Raw genomic sequence first — 16,569 nt, 5'->3', positions numbered from 1 at the left:
CGCGCTCCTACATTTAATCTCGTGGCAACTACCGCGGTTACGGCTTGCGCCCGACGATCACCGCGCGTCTCGGCGCAGGCAAGCCTTCCACGGTTTTGCTATGGTCCGCCGGATCAAGGAAGTCACTCAGCGACTGGAAGCGCATCCACTCGGTGCCGCGTTGCTCTTCAACTGTCGTCGTGCTGACATCAACGCAGCGCACATCAACGAAGCCTGCACGGCGCAGCCACAGCTCCAGCGCTGGCACCGAGGGCAGGAACCAGACGTTGCGCATCTGCGAGTAGCGGTCTTCAGGCACCAGCACCTGATTTGCATCGCCTTCCACCACCATGGTTTCCAGCACCAGCTCGCCGCCTTTGACCAGGCAGTCTTTCAGCGCAAGCAGGTGATCGATCGGTGATTTTCGGTGGTAGAGCACGCCCATCGAAAACACGGTGTCGAACCCTTCAAGCCGCGCAGGCAAGTCTTCCAGCGTGAACGGCAAGTGCCACGCCGGCAGGCCCGGCAGGTAGCGCTGCATGGCCTGAAACTGGCAAAAGAACAGCCAGTTGGGGTCCACGCCTATGACGCTGTCGGCGCCGGCCCCCAGCATTCGCCATTGGTAATAGCCATTGCCGCAGCCGACGTCCAGAACGCGCTTGCCTTTCAGATCAAGGTGGGGCGAGACCCGCGACCATTTCCAGTCTGAGCGCCACTCGGTGTCGACATGAACGCCGAACACCTCGAACGGACCTTTGCGCCACGGCGACAGGCCCATGAGGGCGGCGCGGGTCTGCGCCCGAGTGACGTCATCACAGTCGTCGGCTTCAAGCACGAAATCGTCCTTGAGCTCGACGCGGCTAGGTGTCAGGTCTGGCAGGGCATTCAGCGCACCTTGCCAGCGCTCCAGGTCGCCGTGACCCTTGTCCATTTTCGCATCGAGTTGCGCCTGCAGGCCTTGGGCCCACGCATACAGGGGAGTGCCCGCCAAACGGCGGACCAGAGGAGCGAGATCGATCATGGCAAGGCAATCAACGAGGCAAAGTTAAGGCACTGGAACCAGGGAACGACTTTAGTGAAGCCGGCGGCCAGCAGACGCTCGCGGTGTTGCTCAAGGCTGTCGGGCTTCATCACGTTTTCGATGGCGCTGCGCTTTTGCGCAATTTCCAGTTCGCTGTAGCCGTTCGCGCGTTTGAAGGCAACGTGCAGGTCAGCAAGCAGCGCGTGCTCCTGGTCGTCATCAAAGCGCAGCTTCTCCGACAGGATCAACGCGCCCCCAGGCAGCAATGACCGGTGAATTCGGGTCAGCAACGCGAGGCGTTGCTCGGGAGCGATGAATTGCAGGGTGAAGTTCAGCGCGACGACGGAGGCCGGCTGAAACTCAAGGCTCAGGATGTCCCCGTCGATGACCTCCACCGGTAACAATTCCTGATACATCGAATCTTGCGCGTTGAGGTATTCCCGGCAGCGCTCGACCATGGCCGATGAGTTGTCGATGGCAACCACCCGGCAGGCTTCGGTGCGCACATGACGGCGCAGCGCCTGAGTGACCGCGCCCAGAGAGCTGCCCAGGTCATACAGCACGCTGTTGGGCTGCGCAAACTGCGCCGCGAGCACGCCAAGGTTTTCAACGATGGTCGGGTAGCCGGGCACCGAGCGCTTGATCATGTCCGGGAATACCCGCACCACGTCTTCGTTGAAGGCGAAGTCGGGCACCTGCGGCAGCGGCTGGGCGAATAGGCGATCGGGTTCTGGGCTCACGGCAATTCCGGGGGACAGGCGAAAAGTGCGGCATTTTAGCCAATTGTCCCGCCTTGCCGAAACCTCATCTTGTCGTCAACGTCAATCCAGCCTATTTCACCGTGATGACGCAGTCGAAGGTACGCTCGGGACGCACCTCAGGTGCCCACGGCTGCTGGTACGTCATCATGAGATGCCCCTCGCCTGGATTGGCCGCCCGGTAACGCCACACCGACTGACCGCCTTCGCCCACCAGCCCGACCTCTCTGGAGGCATTGAACACTTCAGGCCCAAGGCTGTTGAGTATGGATGGAGCGGGATTCTGCATCAGCCAGCGATACCCGGTCGTTGGATTGCTGGGCAGCATGAGTATCAACGTCTGGCCGGTTTGCAGGGTGAGCGGGCAGTCTGTCTGGTTGTCCAGGGACACGATGTGTTTCGGCGTCTGCGCGCAGGCAGCGAGGAAGCAAAGGCTGAGGGGGACGAGCAGGCGGGCAGGGGTCATAAAGGCTCCGGTCGTAGGCAACGTGAGGGGAGCATAACCGAAGATGTTGAAACCCGGCAGACACTTGGGGTGGGTGGATACCAGGCTAACCGGCGACCAGGTCGAATTCCGGGCTCGCGTCTGGACCGAATTGTAGGAGCGCCCTTGCCCGCGAAGACGTCGTCACGTCCTACGAACAGGCGCCGAATGAGCCGGCCTTTTCGCGGGCAAGCGCGCTCTTACAAGTAAAACGCTCCACTGAAGGAGCTCTGCGAACGCCGCCAACGCGCCCGCCGCGGCGATACAGCCATCGCCGCGGCGGACGCTTCCCCAGAAGTCGCGCTTTAGAACAATATCTTCGCGACGTCGGCAAAGCGTTTGGCGAAATGCGCGGTGATGCCTTCCTTGAGGTAATCGGGCAACTCCTCGAAGTTGCCGCGGTTGGCTTCAGGCAGGATCAGCTCGTAAATCTTCTGCCGGCGGGCAGCGATGACTTTTTCCCGCACGCCGCCGATAGGCAGGACATGCCCGGTCAACGTCAGTTCGCCGGTCATGGCCACGCCCTTTTTCGGCGCCTGGTTGCGCGCCAGCGAGAGCAATGCGCTGGCCATGGTCACTCCCGCGCTTGGGCCGTCTTTCGGCGTCGCGCCTTCAGGCACGTGCAGGTGCACAAACGCTTCGTCGAAGAAGGTTTTGTCGCCGCCGAATTTGGACAGGTTGGAGCTGACGTAGCTGTAGGCGATTTCCGCAGACTCCTTCATCACGTCACCCAGCTGCCCGGTGAGTTTGAAGCCGCGGTTGAGCGTGTGTATGCGCGTCGCCTCGATCGGCAGTGTCGCGCCGCCCATGCTGGTCCAGGCCAGCCCGGTGATGACGCCGGTACCCGACAGCACTTGCTCGTTGCGGAATACGGCCATGCCCAGCGAAGCTTCCAGCTCTTTCGGGCCGATCTTGACCACGGTGTCCGGGTTATCCAGCAAGTTGACCACGGCCTTGCGTACGATTTTGCCCAGCTGCTTTTCCAGCTGCCGTACACCGGCTTCGCGGGCATACCCCTCAATGACCGCGCGCAGTGCGCTGTCGCTGATGGTCAGGCTGGTTTTCGAAACGCCCGCCTTGGCCAACTGCTTGGGCCACAGATGGCGCTTGGCAATGGCCAGCTTTTCTTCGGTGATGTAACCCGACAGACGAATCACTTCCATACGGTCCAGCAACGGGCCGGGGATCGAGTCCAGCGTGTTCGCGGTGCAGATGAACAGCACCTTCGACAGGTCCAGACGCAGATCAAGGTAGTGGTCGAGGAATTCGACGTTCTGCTCCGGGTCCAGCGTCTCAAGCAGCGCGGAAGCCGGGTCGCCCTGGAAGCTCTGGCCCATCTTGTCGATCTCGTCGAGCATGATGACCGGGTTCATCACTTCCATGTCCTTCAACGCCTGCACCAGTTTGCCCGGCTGAGCGCCGATGTAGGTGCGGCGATGGCCCTTGATCTCGGCCTCGTCACGCATGCCGCCGACGCTGAAACGGTAGAACGGCCGTCCGAGGGATTCGGCGATCGACTTGCCCACGCTGGTTTTACCCACGCCTGGCGGGCCGACCAGCAGCACGATGGACCCGGAGATTTCGCCCTTGTAGGCGCCGACGGCGAGGAACTCGAGAATGCGGCTCTTGATGTCGTCGAGACCCGCGTGATGCTGATCAAGGACTTTGCGCGCGTGCTTCAAATCGAGCTTGTCTTCGCCGTACACGCCCCAGGGTACCGAGCTTGCCCAGTCCAGATAGTTGCGGGTGACCGCGTATTCCGGCGAGCCGGTTTCCAGCACAGAGAGCTTGTTGATCTCTTCGTCGATGCGCTTGCGGGCCTGTGGCGGCAAGGTCTTGCCTACCAGGCGCTCCTCGAATTGTTCGATGTCGGCGCTGCGATCGTCCTTGGTAAGCCCCAGCTCTTGCTGGATGACCTTGAGCTGTTCCTTGAGGAAGAACTCGCGCTGATGCTCACCGATCTTGCGGTTCACCTCGGCGGAAATCTCTTTCTGCAGGCGCGCAACTTCCACTTCCTTGCGCAGCATCGGCAGGACTTTTTCCATGCGCTTGAGCACGGGCACGCAATCAAGCACCTGCTGCAACTCGACGCCGGTGGCGGAGGTCAGGGCGGCGGCAAAGTCGGTCAGCGGCGACGGATCGTTTGGGCTGAAGCGGTTGAGGTAGTTCTTCAGCTCCTCGCTGTACAGCGGGTTAAGCGGCAGCAGCTCCTTGATCGCGTTGATCAGCGCCATGCCGTAGGCCTTGACCTCGTCGGTCGGCTCATTGGGCTGGTGCGGGTATTCGACCTCCACCAGAAACGGCGGACGGTGGTGCTTGAGCCAGGTCTTGATACGCACGCGGCTCAGGCCCTGGGCAACGAACTGCAGCTTGCCGTTTTCACGGCTGGCGTGGTGCACCTTGACCAGCGTGCCGTATTCCGGCAACGCCTTGGTATCGAAATGACGCGGATCGTCAGGCGGGGTGTCCATGAAAAACAGGGCCAGCGAGTGATGATCAGACTTGCTCACCAGCTCCAGGGTCTCGGCCCACGGCTCTTCATTGACGATCACCGGCAGCACTTGCGCGGGGAAGAAAGGGCGGTTGTGAATCGGGATGATGTAGACCTGATCGGGCAGGTTCTGGCCGGGCAGGGCGAGGCTCTTTCTGTCCGAACCGAACACTTCGTGCTCGTGATCGTCGTCCGGATGCGGCTGGTTGTCGTCGGATTGCTGGTCGCTCATGGGGCACCTGCATAAATGGAGATGAGCCTTAGATGGGGCGAATGGACTCAGGTTTCAATAGCAACGGTCGATAGCAATGACTGAAGGGTGGATATCAAACCCTGTGGAGCGCACTGCCGCCCCGGAGATCCGATGGATTAATGGCCGTGTGCATTTCGCTGAATGCTCGTCTGAAATCGCAGACTGCCGATCCACGCGCTACGCTGAAAATCATTGCCTAAGCTGGCTCAGCCGGCCACGCCGTTCTGGAACACCCGTTATGCGCCGACTTGCTGTTTCATTGTTGCTGATTGTGACCGCTCTGCAGGGCACCTTTGCCAGTGCGGCAACCTTGACGGCCGAGTTTGTCGATGCCCAGGGTAAACCACTTGCCGACGCAGTACTGACCCTGCGTGGCGGTGCCCAACCGGCTGCCGGCGAGCTGAAGGCCGACATGGACCAACGCAATCAGCAGTTTGCACCGCGTGTGCTGGCGGTACGCAGCGGTACCCAGATCCGCTTCCCCAACAGCGACCAAATTCGCCATCAGGTGTATTCCTTCTCGACGCCCAAGCGATTCGAGCTGCGGCTCTATGGCGGCACGCCTTCGGACCCTGTGCTGTTCGACAAGCCAGGCGTGGTGGTGCTCGGCTGCAATGTCCATGACTGGATGCTCGGCTATGTGTACGTCACCGATGATGGCTGGTTCGGGGTCAGCGATGCCAAGGGCACGCTGACTCTCGACCAAGTGCCGGCCGGTCATTACGCGGTCACCCTTTGGCACCCGCAAGCGCCGGACATGCAGCCCGTTTCCGGCGGCGACATCGATATCCCGGCTGGAGGGCTCAAGCAGCGTTTCAGCATAGCCGTGCAGCCCAATGCTGACGCCGCACCTGCCGCGCCACCGTCCAGCGCGTTTGGCGATGCGTTTCATAAAGCGGCCCACGAATGAAGGTGCGCCTCAGCTTCCAGGCGCGGATTGCCAGCGTGTTGATCATGCTGCTGTTGATCGTGGTCTTCGCCGTGTTTCTGGCGGTCAAGGCTGCGACTCAGGATGCCGTGCGCAAACAGGCGCAGGCTCAGCTGGAAGTGGGCACCCGGGTATTTGAAGGCTTGCTGGAAATGCGCGGCAAGCGGCTGCGCGACGCCGTGCAATTGCTGTCGACCGATTTTGGCTTTCGCGACGCGGTGGCCTCGGCGGATTCAGCCACCATTCGCTCGGTGCTGCTTAACCACGGCGCCAGAATCAACGCCAGTGATATGTTTTTGCTGGGCATGGACGGCACGGTGATGGCCAGCACCGTGGGGCAGATTCCCGAGGGTTCTCCCTTCCCCTACATCCAGGCGTTGCGCGATCTCAAGGGCAAGCATCAATCGATGCTGATTGTGCCGTTGCAAGGCCAGCCGCATCTGCTGGTGGAAAGCACCGTGATGGCACCGCTGCCGATTGCCCGTGTGGTGATGGGGTTCAGCATGGACGGCGATCTGGCACAGGAGCTGCGTTCTTTGAGCGGTTTGCAGGTGTCTTTTCTGTCGATCGTGCACCAGCAACCCGGGCAAATGATCAGCACCCAGCCCGACCCGCTGTTTGACAGCCTGCGCAGCGTGATGATGAATCCGCCCGGCGACGAAGCGCAGATGACCGAGCATCAGAACCAGAGCTTCTTGAGCAAGACGCTGCGGCTGGGCAGTGTCAGCGACAGCGATGGCGAAGTTGTAGCCCTGTTGCAAAGCCCGCTTGACCAGGCCATGCAAGCCTTTGCGCCGCTGGACAAGACGCTGTTTTGGATCACCGTCGTGGCCTTGGCCGGTTCGCTGCTCGGCACGTTGTTGCTGGCGCGCAGCCTGTCGCGGCCAGTAAGTGCCCTCGCCAACGCCGCCCGACGTATCGGCGAAGGGGATTACACCACCCCGGTGGTGATGGAGCGCAGCGACGAACTGGGCTTGCTCGCCGGCGCGATCAACCTGATGCAAAGCGGCATCGCCGAGCGCGAGGTGCAGCTGGCGCACAACGCCTTGCACGACCCGCTGACTGGTCTGCCCAATCGAGCGCTGGTCATGGAACGCCTGGGCAGTGCGGTGAGTTCTCAGCGGCCGGTCGCTCTGCTCTATCTGGGTATCGACAACTTTCGTGGCATCAGCAGCAGCATCGGCCTGGAAGGCGTAGAGCAATTGCTGCGTCTGATCAGCGAGCAACTCAAACTACCGCTACGCCCCGGGGACACGGTGGCGCGGTTGTCCGATAACGAATTTTTGCTGCTGGTGCATAACGCTGAAACCGACAGTGCCGTCGCGGTGGCTGACCGATTGCAGCGATTGCTGGTCAAGCCCCAGCGCATTGGCGAGCAAGACATCGCGATGGATGCCTGCATTGGCATCGCCGCTTACCCGGCCGATGGCGACTCGGCGGCCGAGCTGCTCAGGCGAGCGTCCATTGCGCGTCAGGATGCGTCGCAGCTGCCGGGTCGTCTGCAGGTCTACGTAGAAGGCCGGGACGTCGCCCATCAGCGACAGATCAGCCTGATCCGCGACTTGCGCCAAGCGCCGCGCAATGGCGAACTGGCTCTGCATTACCAACCCAAGCTGGATATCCGCAACGGCCGGGTGACTCAGGCCGAAGCCTTGTTGCGCTGGCAGCACCCGCAGTTCGGTTCTGTCTCGCCGGCGGAATTCATCGTGCTCGCAGAGCGTACTGGCAGCATTCAATTGCTTACCAATTGGGTCATCGAGGAAGCGCTGCGCCAGCTGGCTGAATGGGCCCGGCGTGGCTTGGTGTTGCAACTGTCGGTAAACATCTCGGCCGACGATCTGGTTGACAGCAATCTGGCTGACCGCGTCTCGGCGCTGCTCAAGCTGCACCGTGTCCCGGCGGAACAACTGATTTTTGAAATTACCGAGAGCGCGATCATGCGCGAGCCCGAGCAATCGCTGAAGGTTTTGAACCGGTTGCGCGAATTCGGCATCAGCCTGTCGGTGGATGATTTCGGGACCGGTTATTCCTCGCTGGCGCACCTCAAGCGGCTGCCGGTACAGGAATTGAAAATCGACCAGTCATTTGTGCGCGATCTGGATGAAACCAGCGAAGACGCCGTCATTGTGCGTTCGACCATCGAGATGAGCCACAACCTGGGCCTGAAGGTGGTGGCCGAAGGCGTCGAGTACGAACACAGCCTGCGCTTGCTGGAGCACTGGCAGTGCGACACCGCACAAGGCTACCTGATCAGCCGACCGCTGAATGCGGTCGCATTCGAAGCATGGATCGCACGCTCACAGCTTCCACCTCGCATGACGATGCACTGATGCTCATGGAGTCACGATGGTTCACGGACTAAAGGCGCGTCGCCTCTCGGCGTATTTGAATCCTTTGTTGTTGGCCAGCCTGGTCGGGGGCGGCGCAACGCTGACGGCACCCGCAGCCGACGCCGATCAAGGCCGCCTGATAGCCACCGGCGGTGCCAGCAGCATCGAAGGCGGCGCGGGCGGCGGGATCATTCCGTGGGCCGTACTGGCCGGGTATGGCGAGCAGGGCGAATGGGGCGGCAGCGCGTTCGCCACCCACGTCGATTTGCCGGATTACACGCTGGACGTCGTCGGTGCTGCCGCGTCGTACGGCAATCGCGTAGAGATTTCCTACGCTCACCAGCGCTTTGACTTGGGTTCTCTGGTGAGCAAGCTGAACCTTCCCGAAGACAATCTCACCCAGGACATTTTTGGCGTGAAGGTGCGTCTGTTCGGCGACCTCATCTACGACCAGCTGCCGCAGGTGTCGGCTGGGCTGGAATACAAGCACCAGAATGACTTTCTCATCCCCAGTCTGGTAGGCGCCAAGCGCGATTCGGACGTCGAGGGTTACCTGACTGCAAGCCGTTTGTTCATGGGCGCAGCCTTCGGCTATAACGTGGTGGTCAACGCCGGTCTGCGTTACAGCCGCGCCAACGAAACCGGGCTGATGGGCTTCGGTGGCGACCGGCGTGACACCCGCAGCGTGCTGAAAGAAGGCGGCGCCGCCATCTTGTTCAATCCCCATTGGGCCGTGGGCATGGACTACCGCGAGAAGCCCGACAATCTGTCGTTCGCCGGGGAAAGCGACTGGGCGGATTTCTTCGTCGGCTGGTTCCCCAACAAGCACGTCTCCGTGGTGCTGGCGTACGCGAAACTCGGCGAAATCGCCACGCTGGACAACCAGAACGGCACGTACCTTTCGCTGCAGGGGAGCTTCTGATGGGGCGGTCTTTGTGGCTCATCCTGGCGTTCAGTCTTTCGTTGCTGGTCGGCTGTGCCCAACAGCCATCCAAGGACGACAGCATTTATCAGGACCTCGGTCAGCGTGCGGGCATCCAGAAAATCGTCGAGGGAATGCTGCTCCGTGTGGCAAAAGATGACCGTATCTACAAGTACTTCGCCAAGGTCGACATCGTCCGGGTGCGCGACAAGCTGGTGGAGAAGTTTTGCGCTGATGCGGGCGGGCCTTGCACGTACACCGGCGACAGCCTGGCTGAGGCGCACAAAGGCATGCACCTGAGCCGCAGTGATTTCAATGCGCTGGTCGAAAACCTGATCGAGTCGATGAATGAGCAGCACATTCCAGTCACGACGCAAAATCGCTTTATCGCTCGGCTGGCCCCACAGCGCGGTGAGGTAATCGAGAAGTAACCATTCGCTGCGCGGGTCCTGAATGGATTTGGCAGTCATAAAAAAGGCGGTCATCTTCCGATGACCGCCTTTCGTGTTACTGCAGCGGAGCAATCAGTCCGGCAGCTTGTAGGCGATGACGTAATCGCCCTGCTTGGTGCCCAGCGAGCCATGACCGCCGGCAACGACGAGCACGTATTGCTTGCCGTCCTTGCCGGTGTACGTCATCGGCGTGGTCTGAGCGCCTGCAGGCAGACGGCCTTCCCACAGCTGCTTGCCGTTACGTACGTCGTAGGCGCGCAGGTACTGGTCCAGCGTTGCGCTGAGGAACGACACGCCGCTGGCGGTGATGAACGTACCGCCCAGGCTTGGCACGCCCATGGTCAGCGGGATCGGAACCGGCGAGCTGTCGCGCACGGTGCCGTTTTTGTGTTTCCAGATGGTCTGGTGGGTGGTCAGATCGACCGCCGCCACGTAACCCCAGGCCGGTGCCTGGCACGGCAGGCCCATCGGCGACAGCAGCGCTTCAAGAATCACACCGTACGGTGCGCCTTTGTTCGGTTGCACGCCTTCGGTTTCGCTCTTGCGGCCCGGGCCGCCTTCGACTTCGGCTGCCGGCACCAGCTTGGAGCGGAACGCCATGTAGCTCGGGTTCACGAAAGCAATCTGACGCACCGGGTCGACAGAAATGCCGCCCCAGTCAAACACGCCGAAGTTGCCTGGATAGACCAGCGAGCCTTGCAGCGAAGGCGGTGTGAACGGGCCTTCGTAGCGCAGCGATTTGAAATCGATTCGGCACAGCATCTGGTCAAACGGCGTGACGCCCCACATGTCGCGCTCTTTCAGCGGTGGCGGCATGAAGTTCAGGTCGGATTTGGGTTGGGTCGGCGAAGTGTGATCGCCCGCCACCGCGCCCTGCGGAACAGGAATTTCGTTGATCGGCACGATGGGCTGACCGTTGCTGCGGTCCAGCACATAGATGCTGCCTTGCTTGGTCGAGGCCAGCACGGCCGGCTTCACGCCGTCAGCGGTTTTCATGTCCATGAGCGTTGGCTGACCGCCGACGTCCATGTCCCACAGGTCATGATGAGTGAACTGGAAATTCCATTTCACTTGACCAGTGGCGATGTCCAGCGCGACCAGGCCGGCACTGAATTTCTCCGACGCCTCGGTGCGGTTGCCGCCCCACTGGTCAGGCATCTGGTTGCCCATTGGCAGGTAGAGCATGCCCAGCTTCTCATCGACACTGAACATCGACCACATGTTGGGCGAGTTGCGGGTGTAAGTCTTGCCCTCGGCAAGCGGCGTGGTGTCGTCCGGGTTGCCGCTGTCCCAATTCCAGACCAGACGGCCGGTATGCACGTCAAACGCGCGGATGACGCCCGAAGGTTCGTCAACGGAGACGTTGTCGGTAACGTGCCCGCCAATGACCACGAGGTCTTTGGTCACCGCCGGTGGCGACGTGGAGTAGTAACCGCCCGGTGCGTACGTGCCGATGTTGGCGCTCAGGTCGATCGAGCCGTGGTCGCCGAAGTCTTCGCACATCTTGCCGGTGTCGGCGTTGAGCGCGATCAAACGGGTGTCGGCGGTCGGCAGGAAGATACGGCGCGGGCAGGCATTGGCTGTGCTGGCAGGCGCTGCAGCGACCGGGCTTTGCGCAGGTGCGCCAGCATCAGTGGCTGCGGCGTAGGCGGCGTCATCGTGATACGACACACCACGGCAGGTCATGTGCGCCCAACCCTTGAAGTTGGCTGCTTTACCGCTGCTGATCTTCGGATCGAAACGCCAGATTTCCTTGCCGGAGTCCGGATCCAGCGCAATCACCTGGCTGTGCGGCGTGCAGACATACAGCATGCCGTTGACTTTCAGCGGGGTGTTTTCGGCCGTGGTTTCGCCCGGATCGTTAGGGCCGGGAATGTCACCGGTGCGGTAAGTCCACGCCGGCACCAGCTTGCTGACGTTGTCCGGGGTGATCTGCGACAGCGGCGAGTAACGATCGCCAAACGCCGTGCGACCGTAGGACTGCCAGTCGCCGTCCGGCATTGCCGGGGCAGCGCTGGTGGTGCCAGCGGTTTCGCGGTCCAGCTCACCCTTTATTTCGCCGGGGTGGGTGAACTGGCTGGCCAGCGCGGCGATGCCGGCGATGATGACCGCAGCACTCAGCGCGCGGGTGCCCGCATCGCCCGTCTGGCCGCGCATGACCGGACGGCGGAACCAGGGCAGCAGCATCACGATGCCCAGTGCAAACCAGAGCGCCAGACGCGGCACCAGTTGCCACCAATCCAGGCCCACTTCCCACAGGGCCCAGACGGTGCTGGCGAACAGCACCAGTGCGTACAGACCGAACGCCGCGCGGCGCCCCATCAATAGCAGAACGCCGGTGATGGCAAAACCGACGCCCGCCAGCACGTAATAAAGCGACCCGCCGAGCGTGAGCAGTTTGACGCCCCCGACCAGCAGGATCAGGCCCATTATCAGAATCACCAGCCCGAGCAAACTCGGCAGCAGGCGACCCTTACCCAAAGCACCCTCAGTGCTCATAGTGTCTTACTCCGTAACGATGTGGTGGTTAACGCGTGTTGGCTCAGGGGCGCAGCGGTGTCGGCCGTGCCCTTGTGCCAGTGTCTTGATGGGGTGAAGCGTGATCGGCCGCCGAGCGAGGCAGGCCGATCAGAGCCTGGATGACTGAAGCCCGGCGGATCAGAAGGAAGACTGCACCTTCAGTCCGGCGACCAGTGCGTCATCGACCTGATTCACGCCACCGGGATGACGAATGAACTGCAGGTTCGGGCGCACGGTGAGCCACTTGGCAACGTGCACGCCGTAGTACACCTCGGCGTTGTATTCGGTGTCCTGAACCGGCAGGAACGCAGGATCGTTGTAGTCAGACAGGCCTTGGGCCTGATTGCGCAGGTTGAGGTTCTTGCGATACACCGGGTTGACGTGGATGCGGCTGATGCCCACGCCGATGTCATCCTCGGGGCGTGCATCGAACGGGCCCTTGTACGTCGCGCCAAGGGCAACGAAGTTGTCGATCATGTTGGTTTTCTTGTCATGCAGCGTGCCGTTGGCGAACAGGCTCAAACCGCGGCTGTCGTCGCTGGCCTGGCGGGTGACTTGCTGGCGCAGAGTCAGCCACATGCCGTGTTTGCTGGAGGAGGGCGCGTAGTCGTCACCGCTCAATGCGGCATAGCGGCCGTTGCTGTCTTTGTAGACATCGCTGCTGTCGGCGGTGCTGTAGTAATAGCCGGCACGGTACTCGCCCGGCAGGCCATTGACCTTCGGCGACCACACCACTTCGACGGGCAGTACCGCGCCTTGGGTGCCACTGCCGCTGAGCTTGAAGGCGTTGTCGTTTTCCAGGTTCGACGGGTTTTGTTCGAACGCTCCGATCTGTACGAACAGTTCCGGGTTGAGCTGGTATTTGACGCGCATCGCCCATTGGCTGATCGGCCAGTTGTACCAGATGCCGCCGCCCCAGTTGCCCACCTGAGAACCGCACAGCGCCAAGTTCTGAAAGTCGCACGGGAAGGTGTTGAAATCTTCGCCCTCGTTGAATCGGCCGACTTTGACGCTGAGGGCCTGATCGAGGAATTTCTGCTGATACCAGAGATCGGTCAGGCGCGTGACGCTGCCTCGGCCCCAGACCTCCTGAGAGGACGAAATGGTGCCGCTGCGCGGATCGCCTACTCGATCGTTGCTAATGTTGTCGCCGTTGCGGTTGGTCAGGGTCAGCTGAAACTCGGCGTCATGCCAGCCCAGAATCTTCTGCAGGTCCATGTGGGCACCCAAGGCGAACTGGTCGCTGTAACGGGTTGCCTTGTCATGGTTGTAACCGCCGTGCAGGTTGGAGCCAACCTCGACGACCGAATCGAGTTTGAAGTCGTAACCCTGTTCAGACAGCTCACCGCGCTTGCCGCCCCAATCCCCCAGCATCCATGGCGAAGCGCTGTCGAACGCAGACGCAGCGCCCGCGCTGGTCGCGATTCCGAGCATCGCAAAACCGAGGGCGCTGGCACGGCGGAGGGCACGAGAGGATGGGGAGGTCAAATGGTCAGGATGGCTGGACATAAGGCGTAAGGTCTTTTTGAGTTATTCGTGAGCAATCGGCAAGCCGCTCGCGACGCTTGCAGGAGCCTGTTGCGGGGCTTCACCAACGACGAGTTAAACGGTTCAGCGTTTAGGGCGGCGATGATAGGACGCTAACGATTTTTTAAAAAGTCGAATTTGCGACATGGATCGTTGCCATTGGCGTAACAGTACGGCCAGCGTCAGGCAGCGCTATCTCTTTGGTGAGGTATGAGGTTGCCGATTTTGCAGTGTGTTTTGAATGTGCGGATTCTTGTCTGCAGGGCATTAATCGGCGTTTAAGAGCGGAAGACGGCGGTGTAGGACGTGGACGGCCTGGAGGGCAGAAGCGGACCTTGGGTCCGCGCGATGACGCGTTAAATATCAGTGCCGTTCGGTGGGCTGGGTTTGGCCAGCCACCGAATGGCTTGTTTGCGCTGCACATGCGCGCAGAGCAAATCAGCGCAGCGATTAAAAGGTGGTGCGCAGGCCCACTTCAACGCTGCGGCCTTGTGCCGGTGCGATGTCACGCAGGATCGAGCTGGCGTAGCGCACGGTTTGATTGGTCAGGTTCTCGCCCGTGACGAATGCCAGCCACTGACTCCCGCCAACGTTGAAGGTATAACCCGCGCTGGCGCCCAGTGTGGTGTAGCCGTCAGTACCCGTTTCGTTGTCGGGCACACGCCCCTGAGAGGCAGCGTGTTCGACATCGATACGCGCCTGCCACTTGTCCAGCTTCCACAGCAATCCGCTGTTCAATCGCAGCGGGGCAATGCGTGGCAGGGCTTCTCCGGTATCGAGGTTCGTAGCGCGGGTGTAATCGCCGGACAGCTCCAACGCCAGGCTGCCGTAACGGCTTTCCCCCAGTTTCCAGTGGTCTTGTGCTTCAAACCCGGCAAACCGGGCACGCACCCCCGAGTAGGTGTATTCGGGGATGCCGTCAGCATCGTCTTCGCCGTCGTCGTTCAATGTACGACCGCTGCCCAACAAGCCGATGTAGTTGGAGAACCGGCTATAGAACACGCCAAAACTGCCTTTGTGCGTGCCGTTGTCAAAGCGCAGCGCCAGGTCACTGGAGACGGCTTTCTCTTTCGACAAGCCAGCATCACCGACTTCGTACGTGCCGGTGGCGACGTGGGCGCCATTGGCGTAGAGCTCGTAAAACGTCGGCGCGCGTTCGGTGTAGCCGAGCGTGGCTGCGAGCGACCAGACGGGCGTGAGCGTATACACCGCCCCGGACGAAACACTGCCCGCCGTGAAACTGTTCGAGCCTTTGGCGTTGGCGAAGCGATCGTTGCCTTTGTCGTCAGGATCCACCGTGGTGTGCTCGATCCGGCCGCCCAGGCTTAGCTTCAGGCGCTCTGTTGCCTGGAGTTCTTCCAGGATGAAGAGGGCGCCGCTGTCGGTGTCGGTCTGCGGCACGAAGGCTTCTTCGCCCAGCGCCGAAAACTCACTGCGCGTGACCTGGGCGCCGACGATCCCTTCAAGCGGGCCAATCGGTTGGTGCCGCGCTTCGACGCGTGCCTCGTAACCCTTGTTCTTGAACGTGGTGCCGACTTCGCCGTCTTCGATCTCCATGTGCTTGTAGTCGGTGTAGCCGGCGTCGAGCTTGACCGAGGTGAACGGCCCCGAGAGGTTGCGCATTTCGGAGGCGAACGCGTAGTGATCCTGCTGCATGCGGATGCGCACGCCCTGCTCGGCGGGCGAACCATAATTGGAGTCGTAGTTGCTGTAGGAAAGCCCTGCGTAACCATCGTCCCACGTGTACGAACCGCCGACGGCGCCGCCGTCCTGTCGCCCATCGCTGTTGCCGAGGCGGTGCTTTTTGTCGCCATCTTCCGGGTTGCGTGCACGCTCGTCAGCGGTGCGGGCGAAGCCCGGAATCTTCAGGTCATTGAACTCACGGGCATTGGCATCCAGGTGCAAGGCGAAAGTGCCGTTGCCCGCTTCCAGCTTCCCGGCGCTGCTGCGCGTGGTGTCGGCCCCGCCGTAGCGCAGTTCGCCCGCACCGTGGATGCCCTCGATGGCTTCGATGGGGATGCGATTATCGAAGGTGTTGACCACGCCGCCGATGGCGCTGCCGCCGTAAAGCAACGCGGCGGGCCCGCGAACGATCTCGATGCGCTCAACATTGACCGGGTCCAGTGGTACGGCGTGATCGTAGGAAAGCGATGAAGCGTCGAGCGCGCCAACACCGTTGCGCAACAGACGAATCCGGTCACCATCCAGCCCCCTGATAATCGGGCGGCTCGCACCCGGCCCGAAGTAAGAAGAGGAGACGCCGGGCTGCTTGTTCAACGTCTCGCCCAGGCTGCCTTTTTGCTGCAGGGTCAGCGCGTCGCCGGTCAGCACTGTGCTGGGCGAGGCCAATTGATCGCTGCCCAGCGGATTGGCGGTGATGGTTTGCTGTTCAAGTTCTATCGCGTAGGCCGGCGAGGTGAACAGCAATGCAGCCGCGAGGGGCTTCAAGCGCCACGGTCGGGGTTGGGTTTGACGGGACATGCAGCACTTCCTTGAGGATTTAAAATGCAGAGCATGTAATTGTTATAACGTAACAAAATAAAAGCAATCTTTTTGCTGCAACACGTTGACTGCCCCCCTACAGCCCTTCACACCTTTCATCGCGTCCGTTATGGTGCGCAGCTCCTCAACTGTCCCGTCAATCCGCGTCCACAGGCCTGTCATGACCACACCCGATAACAATCCCCTGCACGGCGTAACTCTGGAGCAGATTCTCATTGCGCTGGTCGAGCATTACGAGTGGACCGGCCTCGCCGAGCGGATTGACATTCGCTGCTTTAAAAGCGATCCGAGTATCAAATCCAGCCTGACGTTCTTGCGCAAGACGCCTTGGGCGCGTGAGAAGGTCGAAGCGTTGTACATCAAACTCGCGCGCACCAAGCGACCGTGAGGCCATTCGCCGGT

12 protein-coding genes are annotated in these 16,569 nt (G+C 61.3%); 5 read left to right on the top strand and 7 right to left on the bottom strand.

The annotated features are described in order from the left end of the window. Positions 1–37: 37 nt before the first annotated feature. The 4 genes from cmoB to lon all read right to left on the bottom strand — a co-directional run bounded on the left by cmoB (position 38) and on the right by lon (position 4,965). Positions 38–1,000, bottom strand: coding sequence for a tRNA 5-methoxyuridine(34)/uridine 5-oxyacetic acid(34) synthase CmoB (gene cmoB, locus LT42_RS14695; RefSeq protein ID WP_037014335.1), 963 nt, complete (start codon positions 998–1,000; stop codon positions 38–40). Next, a complete protein-coding gene (gene cmoA, locus LT42_RS14690; protein WP_037014333.1) occupies positions 997–1,740 on the bottom strand; it encodes a carboxy-S-adenosyl-L-methionine synthase CmoA in 744 nt (247 codons plus the stop codon). Before cmoA ends, cmoB begins: the two co-directional genes overlap by 4 nt. A gap of 91 nt (positions 1,741–1,831) precedes the next feature. After that, positions 1,832–2,224 carry a protease inhibitor I42 family protein gene (locus LT42_RS14685; protein WP_037014330.1) on the bottom strand — a complete coding sequence of 131 codons (393 nt, stop codon included), beginning with the start codon at positions 2,222–2,224 and terminating at the stop codon, positions 1,832–1,834. 323 nt (positions 2,225–2,547) lie between these two features. Next, on the bottom strand, positions 2,548–4,965 hold the full coding sequence (gene lon, locus LT42_RS14680; RefSeq protein WP_037014328.1) for an endopeptidase La: 2,418 nt from the start codon (positions 4,963–4,965) through the stop codon (positions 2,548–2,550). A gap of 259 nt (positions 4,966–5,224) precedes the next feature. On the opposite strand from lon, the gene LT42_RS14675 reads away from it, so the two are divergent. The 4 genes from LT42_RS14675 to LT42_RS14660 are packed head-to-tail and all read left to right on the top strand — an operon-like array spanning position 5,225 to position 9,597. After that, positions 5,225–5,896, top strand: a complete 672-nt coding sequence (locus LT42_RS14675; protein WP_037014325.1) for a methylamine utilization protein — start codon at positions 5,225–5,227, stop codon at positions 5,894–5,896. After that, positions 5,893–8,244 carry a bifunctional diguanylate cyclase/phosphodiesterase gene (locus LT42_RS14670; protein ID WP_037014323.1) on the top strand — a complete coding sequence of 784 codons (2,352 nt, stop codon included), beginning with the start codon at positions 5,893–5,895 and terminating at the stop codon, positions 8,242–8,244. The genes LT42_RS14675 and LT42_RS14670 overlap by 4 nt, the downstream gene beginning before the upstream one ends. A gap of 16 nt (positions 8,245–8,260) precedes the next feature. Beyond that, positions 8,261–9,166, top strand: a complete 906-nt coding sequence (locus LT42_RS14665) for a DUF3034 family protein (RefSeq protein ID WP_037014320.1) — start codon at positions 8,261–8,263, stop codon at positions 9,164–9,166. Beyond that, on the top strand, positions 9,166–9,597 hold the full coding sequence (locus LT42_RS14660) for a group I truncated hemoglobin (protein WP_037014317.1): 432 nt from the start codon (positions 9,166–9,168) through the stop codon (positions 9,595–9,597). Before LT42_RS14665 ends, LT42_RS14660 begins: the two co-directional genes overlap by 1 nt. A 93-nt stretch (positions 9,598–9,690) precedes the next feature. On the opposite strand, the gene LT42_RS14655 is transcribed toward LT42_RS14660, so the two are convergent. The 3 genes from LT42_RS14655 to LT42_RS14645 all read right to left on the bottom strand — a co-directional run bounded on the left by LT42_RS14655 (position 9,691) and on the right by LT42_RS14645 (position 16,146). Then, positions 9,691–12,117 carry a glucose/quinate/shikimate family membrane-bound PQQ-dependent dehydrogenase gene (locus LT42_RS14655; protein ID WP_037014314.1) on the bottom strand — a complete coding sequence of 809 codons (2,427 nt, stop codon included), beginning with the start codon at positions 12,115–12,117 and terminating at the stop codon, positions 9,691–9,693. Positions 12,118–12,276: 159 nt separating this feature from the next. Beyond that, positions 12,277–13,572 (bottom strand): carbohydrate porin, encoded by a 1,296-nt coding sequence (locus LT42_RS14650; RefSeq protein WP_276209539.1) that lies wholly within the window; start codon positions 13,570–13,572, stop codon positions 12,277–12,279. 543 nt (positions 13,573–14,115) lie between these two features. Continuing rightward, positions 14,116–16,146: a TonB-dependent receptor gene (locus LT42_RS14645; RefSeq protein WP_037014311.1), complete on the bottom strand. Its 2,031-nt coding sequence runs from the start codon at positions 16,144–16,146 to the stop codon at positions 14,116–14,118. A gap of 181 nt (positions 16,147–16,327) precedes the next feature. On the opposite strand from LT42_RS14645, the gene LT42_RS14640 reads away from it, so the two are divergent. After that, complete coding sequence (locus tag LT42_RS14640; protein WP_037014308.1) at positions 16,328–16,555, top strand: VF530 family protein; 228 nt, start codon at positions 16,328–16,330, stop codon at positions 16,553–16,555. Positions 16,556–16,569: the final 14 nt, after the last annotated feature.

It is taken from the genome of Pseudomonas lutea, assembly GCF_000759445.1.
Lineage (GTDB): Bacteria > Pseudomonadota > Gammaproteobacteria > Pseudomonadales > Pseudomonadaceae > Aquipseudomonas > Aquipseudomonas lutea.
This window is presented reverse-complemented; position numbering and strand designations above follow the sequence as displayed.

Coding starts and splice junctions, on each gene's coding strand:
- LT42_RS14645 (WP_037014311.1), bottom strand. CDS start 16,146: ATGTCCCGTCAAACCCAACCCCGACCGTGGCGCTTGAAGCCCCTCGCG.
- LT42_RS14655 (WP_037014314.1), bottom strand. CDS start 12,117: ATGAGCACTGAGGGTGCTTTGGGTAAGGGTCGCCTGCTGCCGAGTTTG.
- LT42_RS14660 (WP_037014317.1), top strand. CDS start 9,166: ATGGGGCGGTCTTTGTGGCTCATCCTGGCGTTCAGTCTTTCGTTGCTG.
- LT42_RS14670 (WP_037014323.1), top strand. CDS start 5,893: ATGAAGGTGCGCCTCAGCTTCCAGGCGCGGATTGCCAGCGTGTTGATC.
- LT42_RS14665 (WP_037014320.1), top strand. CDS start 8,261: ATGGTTCACGGACTAAAGGCGCGTCGCCTCTCGGCGTATTTGAATCCT.
- LT42_RS14685 (WP_037014330.1), bottom strand. CDS start 2,224: ATGACCCCTGCCCGCCTGCTCGTCCCCCTCAGCCTTTGCTTCCTCGCT.
- cmoB (WP_037014335.1), bottom strand. CDS start 1,000: ATGATCGATCTCGCTCCTCTGGTCCGCCGTTTGGCGGGCACTCCCCTG.
- lon (WP_037014328.1), bottom strand. CDS start 4,965: ATGAGCGACCAGCAATCCGACGACAACCAGCCGCATCCGGACGACGAT.
- LT42_RS14650 (WP_276209539.1), bottom strand. CDS start 13,572: ATGCTCGGAATCGCGACCAGCGCGGGCGCTGCGTCTGCGTTCGACAGC.
- LT42_RS14675 (WP_037014325.1), top strand. CDS start 5,225: ATGCGCCGACTTGCTGTTTCATTGTTGCTGATTGTGACCGCTCTGCAG.
- LT42_RS14640 (WP_037014308.1), top strand. CDS start 16,328: ATGACCACACCCGATAACAATCCCCTGCACGGCGTAACTCTGGAGCAG.